This is a genomic window from Janthinobacterium sp. PAMC25594, from assembly GCF_019443505.1.
Classification (GTDB): domain Bacteria; phylum Pseudomonadota; class Gammaproteobacteria; order Burkholderiales; family Burkholderiaceae_D; genus Janthinobacterium.
This window is the reverse complement of record NZ_CP080377.1, coordinates 6,483,440-6,500,989: the sequence shown is the minus strand read 5'-3', so window position 1 is coordinate 6,500,989 and position 17,550 is coordinate 6,483,440. Positions and strand designations below refer to the sequence as shown.

Annotated in this window: 12 protein-coding genes; 6 read left to right on the top strand and 6 right to left on the bottom strand. The window is 61.3% G+C overall.

Annotated features, from left to right (window positions below; translation table 11 throughout):
* Window positions 1–361: 361 nt before the first annotated feature.
* The 3 genes from metE to alaC form a co-directional block, all read right to left on the bottom strand.
* The gene (metE, locus tag KY494_RS29290) at window positions 362–2,650 is read right to left on the bottom strand and encodes a 5-methyltetrahydropteroyltriglutamate--homocysteine S-methyltransferase (protein ID WP_219889349.1); all 2,289 of its coding nucleotides are present in this window, start codon (window positions 2,648–2,650) and stop codon (window positions 362–364) included.
* 399 nt (window positions 2,651–3,049) lie between these two features.
* The gene (locus tag KY494_RS29285; RefSeq protein ID WP_219889348.1) at window positions 3,050–3,952 is read right to left on the bottom strand and encodes an HNH endonuclease; all 903 of its coding nucleotides are present in this window, start codon (window positions 3,950–3,952) and stop codon (window positions 3,050–3,052) included.
* A 264-nt stretch (window positions 3,953–4,216) separates the two neighbouring features.
* On the bottom strand, window positions 4,217–5,434 hold the full coding sequence (gene alaC / locus KY494_RS29280) for an alanine transaminase (protein WP_219136560.1): 1,218 nt from the start codon (window positions 5,432–5,434) through the stop codon (window positions 4,217–4,219).
* A 311-nt stretch (window positions 5,435–5,745) separates the two neighbouring features.
* Here alaC and KY494_RS29275 point away from each other — a divergent pair, with 311 nt between their 5' ends.
* On the top strand, window positions 5,746–6,429 hold the full coding sequence (locus KY494_RS29275; protein ID WP_258194553.1) for a pentapeptide repeat-containing protein: 684 nt from the start codon (window positions 5,746–5,748) through the stop codon (window positions 6,427–6,429).
* Between the two features lie 163 nt (window positions 6,430–6,592).
* Here KY494_RS29275 and KY494_RS29270 read toward each other — a convergent pair whose 3' ends face one another.
* Window positions 6,593–7,807, bottom strand: coding sequence for an MFS transporter (locus tag KY494_RS29270; protein ID WP_219889347.1), 1,215 nt, complete (start codon window positions 7,805–7,807; stop codon window positions 6,593–6,595).
* 120 nt (window positions 7,808–7,927) lie between these two features.
* Here KY494_RS29270 and KY494_RS29265 point away from each other — a divergent pair, with 120 nt between their 5' ends.
* Window positions 7,928–8,854, top strand: coding sequence for a LysR family transcriptional regulator (locus tag KY494_RS29265; protein WP_219889346.1), 927 nt, complete (start codon window positions 7,928–7,930; stop codon window positions 8,852–8,854).
* A 162-nt stretch (window positions 8,855–9,016) separates the two neighbouring features.
* Here the strand turns inward: KY494_RS29265 and KY494_RS29260 are convergent, their stop codons facing one another.
* Complete coding sequence (locus tag KY494_RS29260) at window positions 9,017–11,287, bottom strand: carboxy terminal-processing peptidase (protein WP_219889345.1); 2,271 nt, start codon at window positions 11,285–11,287, stop codon at window positions 9,017–9,019.
* A 520-nt stretch (window positions 11,288–11,807) separates the two neighbouring features.
* Between KY494_RS29260 and KY494_RS29255 the strand changes: the two genes are divergently transcribed.
* Together KY494_RS29255 and KY494_RS29250 are read left to right on the top strand one after the other, a co-directional pair.
* Window positions 11,808–13,778, top strand: a complete 1,971-nt coding sequence (locus KY494_RS29255; RefSeq protein ID WP_219889344.1) for a methyl-accepting chemotaxis protein — start codon at window positions 11,808–11,810, stop codon at window positions 13,776–13,778.
* A 51-nt stretch (window positions 13,779–13,829) separates the two neighbouring features.
* Complete coding sequence (locus tag KY494_RS29250) at window positions 13,830–14,102, top strand: putative signal transducing protein (RefSeq protein ID WP_219889343.1); 273 nt, start codon at window positions 13,830–13,832, stop codon at window positions 14,100–14,102.
* 16 nt (window positions 14,103–14,118) lie between these two features.
* Here KY494_RS29250 and KY494_RS29245 read toward each other — a convergent pair whose 3' ends face one another.
* On the bottom strand, window positions 14,119–14,637 hold the full coding sequence (locus tag KY494_RS29245) for a thymidine kinase (RefSeq protein ID WP_096238536.1): 519 nt from the start codon (window positions 14,635–14,637) through the stop codon (window positions 14,119–14,121).
* A gap of 328 nt (window positions 14,638–14,965) precedes the next feature.
* Between KY494_RS29245 and KY494_RS29240 the strand changes: the two genes are divergently transcribed.
* Both KY494_RS29240 and KY494_RS29235 read left to right on the top strand, forming a co-directional pair.
* Complete coding sequence (locus KY494_RS29240) at window positions 14,966–16,357, top strand: pyridoxal-phosphate dependent enzyme (protein WP_375143442.1); 1,392 nt, start codon at window positions 14,966–14,968, stop codon at window positions 16,355–16,357.
* Window positions 16,354–17,535 (top strand): PLP-dependent aspartate aminotransferase family protein, encoded by a 1,182-nt coding sequence (locus tag KY494_RS29235; protein WP_219136569.1) that lies wholly within the window; start codon window positions 16,354–16,356, stop codon window positions 17,533–17,535. The genes KY494_RS29240 and KY494_RS29235 overlap by 4 nt, the downstream gene beginning before the upstream one ends.
* Window positions 17,536–17,550: the final 15 nt, after the last annotated feature.

Genomic DNA, 17,550 nt, shown 5'->3' with positions numbered 1-17,550 from the left:
TTATGGTTAAACAAGCTTATATTCAGAGCCTATCCCAGTAGATGAATACATCCCCTGCTGGCGCCCCTCAGAAGCGGGGACTGCGTTGATCGTCGTCGCGTGGCTCGCCACGCGTCCTCCTCACGCCTTGTCCGCGCTCCTGATGAACTGCCAGCAGAAGACGCTCCCTACTGGGATAGGCTCTAAGGGATACGGCCGTGAAAGCAGACAAAAAAAAGCCCGCTGCGGGAGCGGGCTGAATCTATTTCCTTGGAGGAAGTAGAGGAGACAGATGCATGATGCCGCATCGCAGCATCATTATCCAATTGTATGTTGTGATGATAGAAATAGCTATTCCCTATATCTGCCTCCCCGGCCAGCCTCAGGCCGCGTTATCGCCGCGCAAGGTTTTTGCCGCCGCCACCATGTTCGCCAGCGCGGGAATCACTTCTTTCCAGCCGCGCGTTTTGAGGCCGCAATCGGGGTTGACCCACAGGCGCCGCGCGGGAATGCGCTCGGCCGCCTTGCGCATCAGATTCACCATCTGTTCCTCGCTCGGAATATTGGGCGAGTGGATGTCGTAGACGCCGGGGCCGACGTCATTCGGATAATTAAAATCGTCGAAGGCGTCGAGCAATTCCATGTCGGAACGCGAGGTTTCGATCGTGATGACGTCCGCATCCATGCCGGCGATTTGCGCGATGATGTCGTTGAATTCCGAATAGCACATGTGCGTGTGGATTTGCGTTTCGTCGGCCACGCCATTGGCCGTGATGCGGAACGATTCCACGGCCCAGCGCAGGTATTCGGCCCATTGCGACTTGCGTAGTGGCAAGCCTTCGCGCAGTGCCGCCTCGTCGATCTGGATCACGCGGATGCCGGCCTGTTCCAGGTCCAGCACTTCGGCGCGCATGGCCAGCGCCAGCTGGTAGCACGACACGGAACGGGGCTGGTCGTCGCGCACGAAGGACCAGTTCAGGATGGTGACGGGGCCCGTCAGCATGCCTTTCATCGGCTTGTCCGTCAGCGACTGGGCGTAGGTGCTCCACTCGACCGTCATGGCGCGGGGGCGGCTGATGTCGCCGAACAGGATGGGCGGCTTCACGCAGCGCGAACCATACGATTGCACCCAGCCGAACTGGCTGAAGGCGTAGCCATCGAGCTGTTCGCCGAAATACTCCACCATGTCATTGCGTTCCGCTTCGCCGTGCACGAAGACGTCCAGGCCCAGGGTTTCCTGTTCCCTGACGCAACGGGCAATTTCCCCCTGCATCAGCTTTTTGTAGCTGGCTTCGTCCAGCTGGCCGCTGCGGAACTGGCTGCGCGCCTGGCGGATTTCCGCCGTCTGCGGGAAGGAACCGATGGTCGTCGTCGGATACAGCGGCAGTTGCAGCAACGCAGCCTGCTTGGCGGCACGCTCCACATAGCCGCTCACGCGCTGGCCCAACGTCGCATCGATGCGGGCCACGGCCGCCTTCACTTGCGGATTGTGCACGCGGCTCGACTGGCGGCGCGCTTGCACGGCAGCATGATTGGCATCCAGCACCGCCTGCACGGAAGCGCGGCCATGGTTCAGGGCGCCGGCGATGGTGTGTACTTCATCGAGTTTTTGACGGGCAAAGGCCAGCCAGGACTGGATATCGGCATCGAGCTTTTGCTCGCTGTCCAGGTCGACGGGCACGTGCAGCAGCGAGCACGACGGCGCGATCCACAGGCGCGATTGCAGGCTGGCATGCACGGGTTCCAGCCACGCCAGCACTTCCGTCAAATCCGTCTTCCAGATATTGCGTCCATTCACCACACCCAGCGACAAGACGCTGGTGGCGGGCAATTGCGCGATTACTTGCTCCACTTCATCGCGGGCGTTGATGGCATCGAGGTGCAAGCCTTGCACGGGCAGCTTGCACGCGAGTTCCAGATTGTCTTGCAGCTTGCCAAAATATGTGGCCAGCAGCAGTTTGACGTGATTGACCTTGCTCAAGGCATCGTAGGCCGTGACCAGCGCTTGCCGCCAGGCGCTGCCCAGTTCCGTGACGAGTATCGGTTCATCGATCTGCACCCACTCCACGCCTTGCGCGGCCAGGTCCTGCAGCAATTGCGCGTAGACGGGCAGCAAGCCTTGCAGCAGCGCCAGCTTGTCGGAATCATCCTTGGCCTTGCCCAGCCATAAATAGGTGACGGGGCCGTTCAGCACGGGCTTGGCTTTCACACCCAGCTGGCGCGCTTGCGCCAGTTGCTGCAACAGGCGGCTGCTGTCGAGCTTGAATTGCGTGTCGGCCGCAAATTCCGGCACGATGTAGTGATAATTCGTGTCGAACCATTTCGTCATTTCACCGGCGTGGACACAGCTGCAATCGCTGTCGCTGGCCGAGCGGCCACGCGCCACACGGAAATAGTTGTCGAGCGCCGCGCCAGTCAGGTGGCGCACACGCTGCGGCAAGTTGCCCAGTGTAAAGCTCAGGTCCAGCACCTGATCATAGAAAGAAAAGTCGCCCACAGGCACCAGGTCCAGCGCGCCCTGGTCTTGCCAGTGGCGCTGGCGCAACTCGGCGCCCTGGCCTTCCAGCGCTTGCAGGCTGCTTTGGCCCTTCCAGTAATCTTCCAGGGCGAATTTCAATTCGCGTTTGGCGCCGATGCGCGGGTAGCCCAGATTGTGTGTCGTGACGGTCATGGCGGTGCTCCTTATGAAGTATGCACACATCATAGAAGCTTCCATCCATTAAAAATAATGATAATATTTTATATATCCATGAATTCTGCTCATGTGAAATCATGCTCGAATACATCTGGCCGTCTTGCGCGGGTCACGCCTGAGCCGCTGAAACGGACGACGACATCGGCTACTTGCACTGTGTGACGGCGATGGGCAAAAAAAAGCCCGCTACGGGAGCTGGCTGAATCTATTTTCTTGGAGGAAGATAGAGGAGACAGATGCATGATGCCGCATTGCAGCCTATCAATCCAATTACATGTTGTGATAGTGGAGATATGAATTATCCATATCTCAAACGGACAAGGAAAAATGCAGCGCCATCGACAGAGAAATACAGGGCAGCGCAGCGATGATTGTTCAATCCTGGGGCGGCGAACAAAACGCAAAGCGTTGCCGATGCATGCGCAGATAATATTTCTGTTCTTCCTTCAAAACGGTCCGCAACGGAGCAGGCAAACCGATGAGTTCGCGATGCCGCCCCAGCAGCGAGGGGGAGCACAGCATGGCGCCATCATCTGCAAAGCTGATCAGGCCCCGATCGAACAAGGCATCCAGGGTCGCGATCAGCGGCAAGCCGTTATGCGGATCAAGCCGCTGCTGATCAGTGGCTCCTTGCCAGGACAGCGCATGCGAAGCACGCAGAACCGGCTCAAGATCGCAACCCGTTACCGCACATTTCCTGTCCCACAATGCGAGCAATTCGTCCCGATACCTGCCTTGGCCGAGCCGGGCCTGGCACAGTATTTCTATCTCCGTTGATCGCCCCGTCCCCCTTGAAAGCAAATCATGGATATCATTTTGCTCCACCTTGCTGGCGATCAATGCGAGGATGGCTTCCTTCCCTTTGTTCAAGGCCCCGAAAGCTTGTCGGGGATTGGTGCCGTGAAACACGACGACTTCGGCCGAGGAAACAGGCGTACTGCGCAGATCAGCATACCAGCGCATCATGCGGTGATACTCTTCCGGTTCATTCGGACTGACCACTCCCCCGCCGCGATACACAATGACTGGCGCGTCATCGAGCACCGTGCCAGCAGCAACAATACCGATCTTGTTTACCCATAACAGCAGGGTGTCACCGCGCTTGGGCCGCTTGATCTTTTCCAGGAACTCGGGGCCGCCACTGGTCACCGCAACGCCCCTGACTAACCATTCGTTATGAAAACTGAACTCATTATTTGACGTTGCATCGCTATTGATGAAAAACGTGTCCGCCTCAGGAACTTTTTGCTGTCCTTTGCTGAGATTTTCATGTGCCATGTCGGACTTTCATAGGAGGATAGCCGCGCATTGAAACATGCATTGCCATTCAAGGTCCACAAAATACTCTTCAGACAACAAATATGCATTTCCAGGCAAAAAAAAGCCCGCTACGGGAGCGGGCTGAATCTATTTCCTTGGAGGAAGATAGAGGAGACAGATGAATGATGCCGCGTTGCAGCATATAAAACCACTTTATATTCGTGATGTCAGAAATACGCAGTAGTGATATCAGGGGCAACAGTTCATTCCATGCGGCAATTTCTATGCTGTCGCTGCCGTCTTTGCGTCGCCGGAACGCAACATATTCTTAATGCCCCGCAACGCCTGTCGTACGCGGGCCTCGTTTTCGATCAGGGCGAAGCGCACGTATTCGTCGCCGTATTCGCCGAAACCGATGCCGGGCGAGACGCTGACCTTGGCTTTTTGCAGCAGCAGCTTGGCAAACTCCAGCGAACCCAGGTGGCGGTAAGCCTCGGGGATATGCGCCCAGATGTACATCGACGCCTTCGGCTTTTCCACCATCCAGCCCGCTTCATGCAAGCCTTTCACCAGCACGTCGCGGCGGCGCTGATACTGGGCGCAGATTTCCGTCACGCAGCTTTGATCGCCTTCCAGCGCGGCGATGGCCGCCACCTGCACGGGCGTAAAACTGCCGTAGTCGTGATAGCTCTTGATGCGCGCCAGAGCCGACACCAGTTCCGCGTTGCCCACCATGAAACCGATGCGCCAGCCCGCCATGTTGTAGCTTTTCGACATGGTGAAGAACTCGACGGCCACATCGCGCGCGCCGGGCACCTGCATGATGGACGGTGCCTTCCAGCCATCGAAAGTGATGTCGGCATACGCCAGGTCGTGCACCACCAGAATATTGTGCTGCTTCGCCAGCGCGACGACGCGCTCGAAAAATTCCAGCTCCACGCACTGCGCCGTGGGGTTGGACGGAAAACCCAGCACCATCATCTTCGGCTTCGGGTAGCTTTCGCGGATCGCCCGTTCCAGTTCGGCAAAGAAATCCACGCCCGGCCCCATGCGCACGGAACGGATATCGGCGCCCGCGATCACGGCGCCCCAGATGTGGATCGGGTAGCTGGGATTCGGCACCAGCACCGTGTCGCCACGGTCCAGCGTCGCCAGCATCAGATGCGCCAGGCCCTCTTTCGAGCCGATGGTGACGATGGCTTCGCTGTCCGGGTCGATATCGACCTCGTAGCGCTTCTTGTACCAGTGTGCAATCGCCCGACGGAGACGGGGAATACCCTTGGAGGCGGAATAACCGTGCGTGTCGGGGCGTTTCACCGTTTCGATCAGCTTGTCGACGATGTGGGCCGGCGTGGCGCCATCGGGATTACCCATCGACATGTCGATGATGTCCTCGCCACGGCGGCGCGCGGCCATCTTGAGCTCGGCGGTGATATTGAAAACGTAGGGGGGAAGGCGATTGATGCGCGAAAAGCTGCGCGGAGCTTGGCTGTCGGTCATGATATCTCTATACGTAAGCGCCCGGATCCGTCCGAGCGACGTTGGCGCAGTGGCTGTGCCTGCAACGATATTAACCCGCTTTATCCAGCACTGGCAAGGGTGCTGCGGAGCCGTTACAATGCAGGCTGATCGAAAATGAGCGCACCGGTTGGTAACCCGGTAAGTGCCCGGCACCGTCCGGCATGCTCCCGCCCACGCGGACCCACGGCGCTGACCTTTGGCTGTTACACCAGCCGGGGAGGTGTTCTGGTTCGTGCCTGTTTTCCGCCGCGCCATCCCTCCCCTGCTTTTTTACTTTAGGAATGAGACGGATGGCAACACACGACACCGCAGCAAGCAGCATGACCCTGGACCGCGCCGGCATCGAGCAGCAACTGGCCCAATCAGTGCACCACTTCATCGATTGCGCCTTCGACGGCGAAGATCTGTCGCGCCTCGATTTGCAGGGCTGCACGTTTGAACGCTGCACCTTTGCCGAAACGAACTTGTTTGCCAGCAAGCTGGCGCGCAGCACCTGGCGCCGCTGTCGCGCCGGCAGCGCCGATTTCGAATCCGTCGACGCCGTCGACGCCAGTTTTGACGGCTGCGACCTGAACAACACAAAATGGCGGCGCGCCAAGCTGGCCTCGGTCACGTTCCGCGGCTGCAAGCTGACGGGCGCCTCGTTCGAGGAAGCGGCCCACCTGGGCCTCACCTTCGAAGAAAGCCTGCTGGTGGGCGCCGACCTGCGCGGCTTCTCGTTCCGCAAGGCGACATTAAAGCAGCTGGATTTTTCCGATGCCTACCTGGCCGGCTGCGACTTCCGCGACGCCGTCTTCGAAGGGGGCAGCTTGCGCAACGCGACCATCAAGCTGGCGAAGTTCCAGGGCGCGGACTTGCGCGGCGCCGATATCGACGGTTTCAAATTGAGCGAAGCGGCGCTGCTGAAAGGCGCCGTCATCACGCATGCGCAGGCGGCCAACTTCATGCGCGCGCTCGATCTGGTGGTGATTTAATGTAAACAGGCAAAAAAAAGCCCGCTATGGAAGCGGGCTGAATCTATTTCCTTGGAGGAGATAGAGGAGACAAGTGCATCTTGCGGCATCGCGGCATATCACGCCACTTTATATTCATGATGATAGAAATTCCTGCCAGTGATAATGAGCGGGCATCAGGGTTTCAAGCCGGGCGGCGCGTGGCCAGCGGTAAAAATTCTGCCAGCCACACCAGCAGGGCCAGGCCCGGAAATGCCATGCCGGTCAGCAAGGTTGCCTGCCAGCCATAGCTGGCGTACACCCAGGCGCCGATGGCCGAGCCAGCCGCGCCGCCGGCAAAGAACAGCGCGAAATACAGTCCGTTCAGGCGGCCCCGCACTTCCGCGCCCAGGCTGAAGATGGCGCGCTGGCCCAGCACCAGATTCGCGGCCACGCCCATGTCGAGCACGATGGAAGCGAGCACCAGCAAGCCCAGCGCCACATGTTGCGATTCCGGGGCGAACATCGGCAAGGCAAACGCGACGATGCCCAACGCCAGCGCGGCGGCAGTGGCGGGCAAGGTATGGCCCGCATCGGCCAGGCGGCCGGCGATGGGCGAGGCAATGGCGCCCGCCATGCCGACCAGGGCAAAGATGGCGATGCCCGTTTGCGACAGGCCGAACGCGGGACTGGCCAGCACCAGCGGCGTGACGGTCCAGAACAGGCTGAAGGCGCCAAACAGGCCCGCATGATAGGCGGCGCGGCGGCGCAGCACGGGTGTGCCCAGCAGCAAGTGCCACAGCGACGCCATCAGGGCCGGATAGCGCATGTTCGACACGGGCTGGCGCACGGGCAAGGCGCGGCGCAACACCAGCGCCAGCAGCAGCATCAGCACGGCGGCGCCGCCGAACACCACGTGCCAGCTGGCGTGCGCGGCCACCAATGACGCCACGGGACGGGCCAGCATGATACCCAGCAACAAGCCGCTGACGACCTTGCCCACGGTTTGCCCCCGCGTCGCTTCCTGCGACAGGTGGGCGGCAAACGGCACGATCACTTGCGCCGCCACGGAACCGAGGCCGATGGCCAGCGCGGCAGCCAGGAACACGATGGCGCCCGTGCTCAGGGCCGCCGCCACCAGGGCCGTGGCCGTCACCAGCAAGGCCGTGATGATCAGGCGGCGGTTTTCCAGCAAATCACCGAGGGGCACGACAAACAGCAGGCCCAGGGTATAGCCCACTTGCGTCAGCGTGACGATCAGCCCGGCCGCCTTGGCCGACAGGCCCGTCGAGGCGCTGATGGGTCCGACGAGGGTTTGCGCATAATACAGATTGGCCACGATCAGGCCGGAAGCGACGGCCAGCAGCAGCACCATGGCCGGCGCAATGTCGTGGGGAGTCATAGATGAGGCCTTGTTCATGTTGTTTCCTCGGTTCGGTAGGGATGTCGCCATTCTAGGCAAAACCGGGGCAAAGATAATTAGCGCATAATCCACTTACACTTTTCACATAAGATGAACAATGAGAATGGAAGCTATCCTATGGACAAGATCAAGGCCATGCAGACCTTCGTGCGCATCGTCGAAGCCAACAGCTTTTCCAAGGCGGCCGAGACCTTGAATTTGCCGCGTGCCGCATTGACGGCCACCCTGCAAAAGCTGGAAGCCTACCTGGGCACGCAATTGCTGCAGCGAACCACGCGCCGCCTGTCCCTGACGCCGGAAGGGGCCGAGTACTTTCGCCACTGCATCGATATTTTGAAAGCCGTCGACACGGCGGAACTGGCCTTCCGTGGCCCCGACGCGACAAAACCGCGCGGCTTGTTGCGCATCAACTTGCCCAATACGGTGGGCCGGCGCCTCGTCATGCCGCATATCGCGCACTTCCACGCCGCCTGGCCGGACGTGCAATTACAGCTGAGCCTGACGGACCGCCTGGTCGACCTGACGCAGGAAGGCATCGATTGCGCCTTGCGCGTGGGCACTTTGCAAGATTCCGCCTTCATCGGAAAACAGGTCGGCCTGATGCGCTTCGTTACATGCGCCTCGCCCGCCTACCTGGCGCGGCACGGCACGCCGCACACCCTGGCGGACCTGGCCACGCACAACGGCGTCATGCATTACTCGGGCCGCACGGGACGCGCTTTCGACTGGGATTTCCTGCAAGGCAAGGAGGTCGTGCGCGTGCAGATGGCCGGCCCCATCGCCGTCAACGATGCCGACGCCAGCGTTGCCTGCGCCTTGCAGGGGCTGGGACTGGCGCAGGCGGCCGTGTACCAGGTGCGCGAGCACCTCGACAGCGGCGCGCTGATCGCCGTGCTGACCGACCACCCGCCGACGCCCATGCCCATGTCGCTGCTGACGCCGCAAGGGCGGCTGGCCACGCCCAAGCTGCAGGCGTTTGCCGGCTGGATCACGGCCTTGCTGGCGGCACAGCCCGACGTGCAAGCGACCACGCACAAAAGCTGAGGCAAAAAAAAAGCCCGCTGCGAGAGCGGGCTGAATCTATTTTCTTGGAGGAGAATAGAGGAGACAAGTGCATTATGCTGCATCGCGGCATATCAATCCAATTGATTGTTGGAATGATAGAAATACGCGAAACAGATAACTCCCCTCCTTACTCCACGTTCATTACTTCGATGTCGCCGCCACCGGCGTCGCCTTGGTATCCGCGCCATACGGCAAGACCTTGGACGCCATGCGGGTATCGGCCTTGATCAGCGCCACTTCGTCGGCCAGGATGCGCGCCGCTTCGTTCAGCAGCACGTCCTTGGCGCTCTTGGCGGCCGTTTCGGCGTCGAGTTCGGCGCTCAGAGCCCGCTCGTCGCCCTGCAAGCCGTCGTCGGTGCGCAAGGCGCCCTTCACGGCGGCGATCTGCTTGGCCGTCTTGCTGGCCGCTTTCGCGCCCTTCAGCACGTCTTTCGGATCAGGAATCACCACTAAATCGTCGGCAGGATTCGAAATTTGCGCGATCAGGCGTTTTTCACGGGCCTTGGCGCGCGCTTCCTGGGCATCGCGCTCCTTGCGGCGCACGGTTTCATTGAGCGAAATCTGGTTTTCCTTGCGCTGCTTGACGACCAGGGCTATGTCATCGAGCAAGTACTGGAAATCCTTGTCCTTGGCCACGCGCGCTTCATGCTTCTTGTCCAGCAGCGGCACGATTTCCTTCAGGTCGCCCGTCGGAATATACGACGCCGGCTTGATGGCCACCCATGGCAGGGCATTGTCATAGCTCGATTCGCCGAAGTTTTCCGTGTCCGACATGGCCGGCAGCTTGATGTCAGGGGTGACGCCGCGCAATTGCGTGGTGCCGCCATTGATGCGGAAGAATTGCGCGATGGTCATTTTCAGCTCGCCGAAACGGGCTTTCTCGCTGCCGCCGAAACGGTCGAGGTTGAACAGGGTTTGTACGGTACCCTTGCCGAAGCTGCCTTCGCCGATGATCACGCCACGGCCGTAGTCCTGCACGGCGGCGGCGAAAATCTCGGAGGCCGATGCGGAGCCGCGGTTGATCAGCACGCCCATCGGACCGTCCCAGGCCAGACCGGCATTCGTATCGCTTTCCACGTCGACCTTGCCTTCGGCATTGCGCTGCATCACGACCGGGCCCTTGTCGATGAACAGGCCCGTCAGTTCGACGGCTTCGTTCAGCGAACCGCCGCCGTTGTTGCGCAAATCGATCAGGACGTTGTCGACCTTGTCCTTCTTCAACTCGGCCAGCAAACGGCTGACGTCACGCGTGGCGCTTTTAAAGTCTTTGTCGCCACGGCGGCGCGCTTCGAAATCCTGGTAGAACGTTGGCAGCGAAATGACGCCGATGCGGCGCTTGACGCCGTTCTCGCGCACTTCGATGACCGATTTCTTCGCCGCCTGCTCTTCCATGCTGATTTTCTTGCGCACCAGCGGCAAGACCACGTGCTTGGCGTCCGGGCCGGCGTCGGCCGGCAGGATGTCCAGGCGCACCACGGAATCCTTGGCGCCGCGGATCAGCTGCACCACGTCGTCGATGCGCATGCCCAGCACTTCGGTAATGGGGCCGCTTTCGCCCTGCCCCACGCCGACGATGCGGTCGCCCACTTTCAGCTTGCCCGACAAGCCGGCCGGGCTGCCCGGCACGACTTCGCGCACCACCGTGTATTCGTCGCGCGTCTGCAGCACGGCACCGATGCCTTCGAGCGACAGGCGCATGGCGATGTCGAAGTTATCCGAAGCGCGCGGGCCCAGGTAATTGGTGTGCGGCTCGATCGACATGGCGTACGAGTTCATGAAGATCTGGAACACGTCTTCGCTGTTGAGCTTGCGCGAACGGGTCGTGTAGCTTTCATAGCGCTTGTCCAGCGTTTCGCGGATAGCCTTGTCTTCCTTGCCCGCCAGTTTCAGGCGCAGCCAGTCGTTCTTGACACGCTTGCGCCACAGGTCGCGCACTTCTTCGTCGTTCTTCGGCCAGGCGGCCTTTTCGCGGTCGACCTGGTAGCTCTCGTCGGCGGCAAAGTCGAACTTGGTTTTGAGTAATTCACGCGCATACGCCATGCGCTCGTCGAAACGCTGCTGGTACAGGTTGTAGATGGCGAACGGCGCCGTCAGGTCTTCATTGATGATGGCGTCGTCCAGCCTGGTGCGCAGCGGGGCGAAACGGTCGATGTCGGCTTGCACGAAGAACAGTTTCTCCGCGTCCAGGGATTTGAAATAGCGGTCGAAGATTTTCTCCGACATGGCGTCGTCGAGCGGCATGGCCTTGTAATGGACGCGCGTCAAGACGCGCGATGCCCACAAGGCGGCCTGCGTTTGCTGGGCCAGCGGCTTCATGGTGAGCGGAGGAGCGGCGCTCTTGTCCGTCTGGGCTGCGCCAGCGTGGGCTGACAGGGCGAGCACCAGGGTGACCAGCATCATTTGCTTCTTCATCGGCTTCTCCGAAAATTAGTTGAATCAATTCCAGGCGGCGCAGCTATGCATGCGCCAGCCAGCAAGACAGTAAGGGGAATACACGACTGGTCTGCATATTATTCTACAGGATACGGCCCGGCAGTCTCCCATGGAAGATCAGTTTCTTCCTGGAAGCTTAAACGCGGATTAAAGGCCGCGTCTCATTCATTACAAACTGAAACATTCGTGACAAAAATCGCATCGCCCGTCAGCGCTGAATATCAACATGCTCCATTAAAATCAAAAAAGTCAATGGGCCGCTTTCGCAATCCTTGATGCGGATGATGTTTTTATGCGAAAAAATGATTCCTGCGGGAAACACTTAGTAACAAAGAGCAAGCAACATGTTATCATCGCGCCCTGAAATTTTGCTTGCACGCGCGCAGCTCCCAAGCGGGCACGCCTCCGCTTCAAGCGCATCCCCCACCAGATCCCCTCCCCATGTGTCATGTCATGACCAGGAATGGCCGAGCTGATTACCCTTTGCCTGACTCACACTATGCCTACAATTTCCCTCTCTCCCCGCCATTGGAGTGTCGGCGGCAAGATTACCGTCTTCACGTTTGCCCTGGTCAGCCTGATCCTCGCCAGCCTGACGACCTTGATCAGCATCCGCACCTCGACCGTACTGGAACAGCGCGCCGAAGCGGCCGTCACCAGCGAACTCAATAGCGTCATGACGACCACGCAAGTGTTCCATACGGCCATGGTCAACGAGGCGGCCAGCTTCGCCCGGCTGTTCGCGGCCGAATTTCCCGGCCCGTTCACGGTCGACACGGGCGCCATGGTGGCCGTGGCCGGCAAGGCCACGCCAGCGCTGGCCAACGGCGGCAAGGTGCTCAACCTCGACACGGCCGTGGTCGACCGCTACACGGCGCAAACGGGCGTGATCGCCACCATCTTTGCCGCCAATGGCGATGAATTCGTGCGCATCAGCACCTCGCTGAAAAAGCAGGATGGCGAACGCGCCATCGGCACCCAGCTCGACCACAACCACCCCAGCTATGCGCCGCTGCGCGCGGGCCAGCGCTTCGTCGGCATGGCCACCTTGTTTGGCAAGCAATACATCACCCAGTACGACCCCGTGCGCGATGCGGGCGGCAAGGTGGTGGGCGTGCTGTTCATCGGCCTCGATATCAGCAAGAATCTGGCCATGCTGAAAGAGAAGATTCGCCAGGTCAAGATCGGCCAGACGGGCTACATCTATATCGTCGACACGGCGCCCGGCGCCAATTACGGCCACCTGGTGCTGCACCCGAACAGCGAGGGCAAGAGCGCGCTCGAGTTCAAGGCAAGCGACGGCCGCCTGTTCATCCAGGAAATGCTGGCGCAGAAAGACGGCGCCATGCGCTACACCTGGACGGCGCCGGGCGAAACGAGTGCCAGCGCGCGCGAAAAACAGCTGTTTTACCGTCAATTCAAGGATTGGCAATGGATCATCGCGGGCGGCACGTTCACGGACGAGATCACCCTGGAAGCACGCCAGCTGCGCAACCAGCTGGCCATTTCCGGCTTCGTCGCCCTGCTCATCTTCGCCCTGCTGCTGTACTGGCTGGTGCGCACCCTCGTCTCGCGCCCGCTGGCCGCCGCCGAAACGGCCGCCGCGCAGATCGCCGCCGGCGACCTGACGGTGCACCTCGACACGAGCAGCCAGGACGAAATCGGCCGCCTGCTGCGCGCCATGAACCGCATCAGCGACAATCTGTCGCAGGTGGTCGGCAATGTGCGCGGCAGCGCCGGGCAGATCGCCACGGCGTCCGGTGAAATCGCCAGCGGCAACCTGGATTTGTCGAGCCGCACGGAACAACAAGCCAGTTCGCTGGAAGAAACGGCCGCCTCGATGGAAGAACTGAGTTCCACCGTGCGCCAGAACGTCGATCACGCGCAGCAGGCAAGCCGGCTGGCGCGCGACTCGTCGACCCTGGCAGCCGAAGGCGGCGCGGCCGTGGCGCAAGTGGCCAGCACCATGGACGCCATCCGCAGCTCATCTAGCAAGATCGCCGACATCATCGGCGTCATTGACGGCATCGCTTTCCAGACGAATATCCTGGCCTTGAACGCGGCCGTGGAAGCGGCCCGGGCCGGCGAGCAGGGACGCGGCTTCGCCGTCGTCGCCACCGAGGTGCGCACCCTGGCGCAGCGCTCGACGGCCGCCGCGAAAGACATCAAGGATCTGATCCAGGCGTCCGCCGGCACGGTGGATCTGGGCCACGCGCAAGTGAGCCAGGCTAGCGCCACCATGGACACCGTGGTGGCCAGCGTGCGGCAAGTGAGCACCATCATGGCCGAGATCGCGCAGGCCAGCGACGAGCAGCGCAGCGGCATCGAGCAAGTCAACCAGGCCATCGCCCAGATGGACCAGGTGACCCAGCAGAACGCGGCCCTGGTGGAAGAAGCGGCCGCGGCCGCCGACGCCCTGCAGGAACAGGCGCATGAGCTGAACCAGGTGGTGGGCGTGTTCAAGCTGTAAGGTCATGCCTGGTGCTAAGATGAGGACGAACCCACCTTGCCAGGAGACACGATGCACGACGACTACGTTTTAATAGCCCGGCTGATGATCCCCACGGATGCGCACGTCATCCGCGGCTGCCTGGCCGCCGCCGGCATCGACGTGCTGCTGACGGACGACCAGCACATGCAGGCCGACATGCTGCTGGCGGCCGCCATCGGCGGCGCCCGCGTCATGGTGCGCGAACACGACGTGGCGCGCACCAATGAAATCCTGGCCGCCTTCGAGCGGGGCGACCTGGCGCTGTCGGATGATGCGGACGTGGGAATGCCCGTCGCCGAATAACGAATAACGAATAAGCTTACGAGTAGAAACAGCGCCCGCACGCCTGGCGGTAACTCTCGTTGCCGCCAATACTGATCTGCTCGCCTTCCTTGATGCGGTGGCCCTGCTCATCCACGCGGATATTCATCGTGGCCTTCTTGCCGCAAGTACAGATATTCTTCAATTCCTCGATATCGTCGGCCAGCGCCAGCAGATAGGCCGAGCCGGGGAATGGTTCGCCCTTGAAATCCGTGCGCAAGCCATAGCAGATGACGGGTACGCCCTTCACTTGCGCCAGCTGGTGCAATTGTTGCACCTGGGCCGTGCTGAGAAATTGCGCCTCATCGACCAGCAAACAGGCGACCTGGGGAATATCGTCGAGGAAATTCGTGTCGGCATGGAAGATATCGACCTGGCGCTGCGGCCCCAGGCGCGAGGTGACGCGGCCCACGCCGTAGCGGCTGTCGATGGCGGCCGTGTACAGGCGCACCTGCTGGCCCTGCTCTTCATAGTTGTGCGCGACTTGCAACAAGGCCGTCGACTTGCCCGCGTTCATCGCGGAATACCGGAAATAAAGTTTTGCCACTGCCGCCTGCCCTGTCTGTCTGTCTGATTATTCTGGATACTGTTCAGCACCTTTTCGAGGCGTGATTATAAATCGCAATGGAGGACTTGCGGCAGCTTAATAGTCCTGCCTTTGGCGCGGCAAGCGGGCGAAAAACGGCGCATACTCGCATCGCGTACCTTGCCGCCGATATGCGCAGCGCGCATATGCAAGCATATAAACATTCGTTCGCCGCACTCGTCCACCCGCCTACACTGCGCGGCACGGAAGGCTGCTCGGGACACAATCCTGGGCGGCTGTTTCTCTGACAGGAGCCACCATGAATGATCGAATGCCATCCCCATCCCAGCCGCCAGCGCTATACAAGCTGATCGGCAATACCCCGCTGGTCGAAGTGACCAGGCTCGACACGGGCCTGTGCCAGCTGTTCCTGAAACTGGAATCGCAAAATCCCGGCGGTTCCATCAAGGACCGCATCGGCCTGTCCATCATCGAAGCGGCCGAAGCCGACGGCCGCCTGCAGCCGGGCGGCACCATCGTCGAGGCCACGGCAGGCAATACCGGCATCGGCCTGGCCCTGGTGGGCCGCATCAAGGGCTACCGCGTGATTCTCGTGGTGCCCGACAAGATGTCGACGGAAAAAGTGCTGCACCTGAAGGCGCTGGGCGCGGAAGTGCACACCACGCGCTCGGACGTGGGCAAGGGCCATCCCGAGTACTACCAGGATTACGCGGCGCGCCTGGCGCGCGAACTGCCGAGCGCCTTCTTTGCCGACCAGTTCAACAATCCCGCCAATCCGCTGGCCCACGAAACGACGACGGCCCCCGAAATCTGGGAGCAAAGCGGGCATGACGTGGACGCCATCGTCGTCGGCGTCGGTTCGTCCGGCACCCTGACGGGCCTGACGCGCTACTTCCGCAAGACGCAGCCCAAGCTCGAATTCGTGCTGGCCGACCCGCAAGGCTCCATCCTCACGGAATACATCGACACGGGCAAAGTGTCGGACACGAGCGGCTCGTGGGCCGTGGAAGGCATCGGCGAAGATTTTATTCCGGCTATCGCCGACATGGACAGCGTCACCAAAGCCTACACCATCACGGACCAGGAAAGTTTTGATTCCGCGCGCGCCCTCTTGCGCGCCGAAGGCATTCTCGGCGGTTCGTCCACCGGCACCCTGCTGGCCGCCGCTCTCAAATACTGCCGCGAACAGACGACGCCGAAGCGCGTCGTCACGTTTGTGTGCGACACGGGGACGCGCTATTTATCCAAAGTCTACAACGACGGCTGGATGCGCGACCAGGGTCTGTTGCAGCGTGCGCTCTCGGGCGACTTGCGCGACCTGATCGGGCGCCGCTACGACGAGGGCGACGTCGTCAGCGTGGCGCCGGGCGACACCCTGCTGACCGCCTTCAACCGCATGCGCGCCAGCGACCTGGCGCAGCTACCCGTCATCGACGGCGGCCAGCTGGTGGGCATCCTCGATGAATCGGACTTGCTGCTGCACGTCTCCGGCGACACCGCGCATTTCGGGGGTCTGGTGGGCGCCACCATGACGACGCAGATCGAAACGCTGGCGCCATCGAGCGGTTTACCCGCCCTGCGCGCCACGCTGGACCGGGGCTTGACGGCCGTCGTCGCCGACGATACCGCCTTTTATGGCCTGATCACCCGCTTCGACCTTCTCAATCACTTACGCAGGACACTATCTTGAGCCAGGAAACCACCCGCAAGAGCCACCTCGCCACGAGAGTCATCCACGCCGGCCAGTCGCCCGACCCGTCGACGGGTGCCATCATGCCGCCCATTTACGCCACCTCGACCTTTGTGCAGGAAAGCCCCGGCGTGCACAAGGGACTCGATTACGGCCGCTCGCACAATCCCACGCGCTGGGCGCTCGAACGCTGCGTGGCCGACCTGGAAGGCGGCAGCGCGGCGTTCGCGTTCGCCTCGGGCCTGGCCGCCATCTCGTCCGTGCTGGAACTGCTGGACGCGGGCAGCCACATCGTCGCCGGCGACGACATGTACGGCGGTACCTACCGTTTATTCGAGCGCGTGCGCCGACGCTCGGCCGGCCACGAATTCACGTATGTGGATTTGACCAATCCCGAGAATCTGCTGGCCGCGCTGCGCCCGGAAACGAAGATGGTGTGGGTCGAGACGCCCACCAACCCCATGCTCAAATTGGCCGATTTGCGCGCGATTGCCGACATCTGCCGCGCACGGGGCATCATCGCCGTGGCCGACAACACGTTTGCCAGCCCACTGGTGCAGCGTCCTCTGGAACACGGTTTCGACATCGTCGTCCATTCGACCACCAAGTATTTGAACGGCCACTCGGACATCATCGGCGGCATCGCCATCGTCGGCGCGGAAGAACGCCAGGCCGAATGGCGCGAGCAGCTGGGCTTTTTGCAAAACTCGGTGGGCGCGATTGCGGGCCCGTTCGACAGCTTCCTGGCCCTGCGTGGCATCAAGACGCTGGCGATCCGCATGCAGCGCCATTGCGAAAGCGCGCTGGCGCTGGCGCAGTGGCTGGAACAGCAGAAAGAAGTCAAACACGTGTTTTATCCGGGCCTCGCATCGCACCCGCAGCACGCGCTGGCGCAGCGCCAGATGGACGGTTTCGGCGGCATCATCTCGATCGACCTCGATACGGACCTGGCGGGCGCGCGCCGCTTCCTGGAGCGCTGCGAAGTATTTGCTTTGGCCGAAAGCCTGGGCGGCGTGGAAAGCCTGATCGAGCACCCGGCCCTGATGACGCATGCCAGCATCCCGCCCGAACAGCGGGCCAGGCTGGGCATCGGCGACGGCTTGATCCGCCTGTCGGTGGGGATCGAAGACATCGAAGACCTGCGCCATGACTTGCGCACGGCGCTTGATGCGATTTGAGGTGGTGATTTGTCG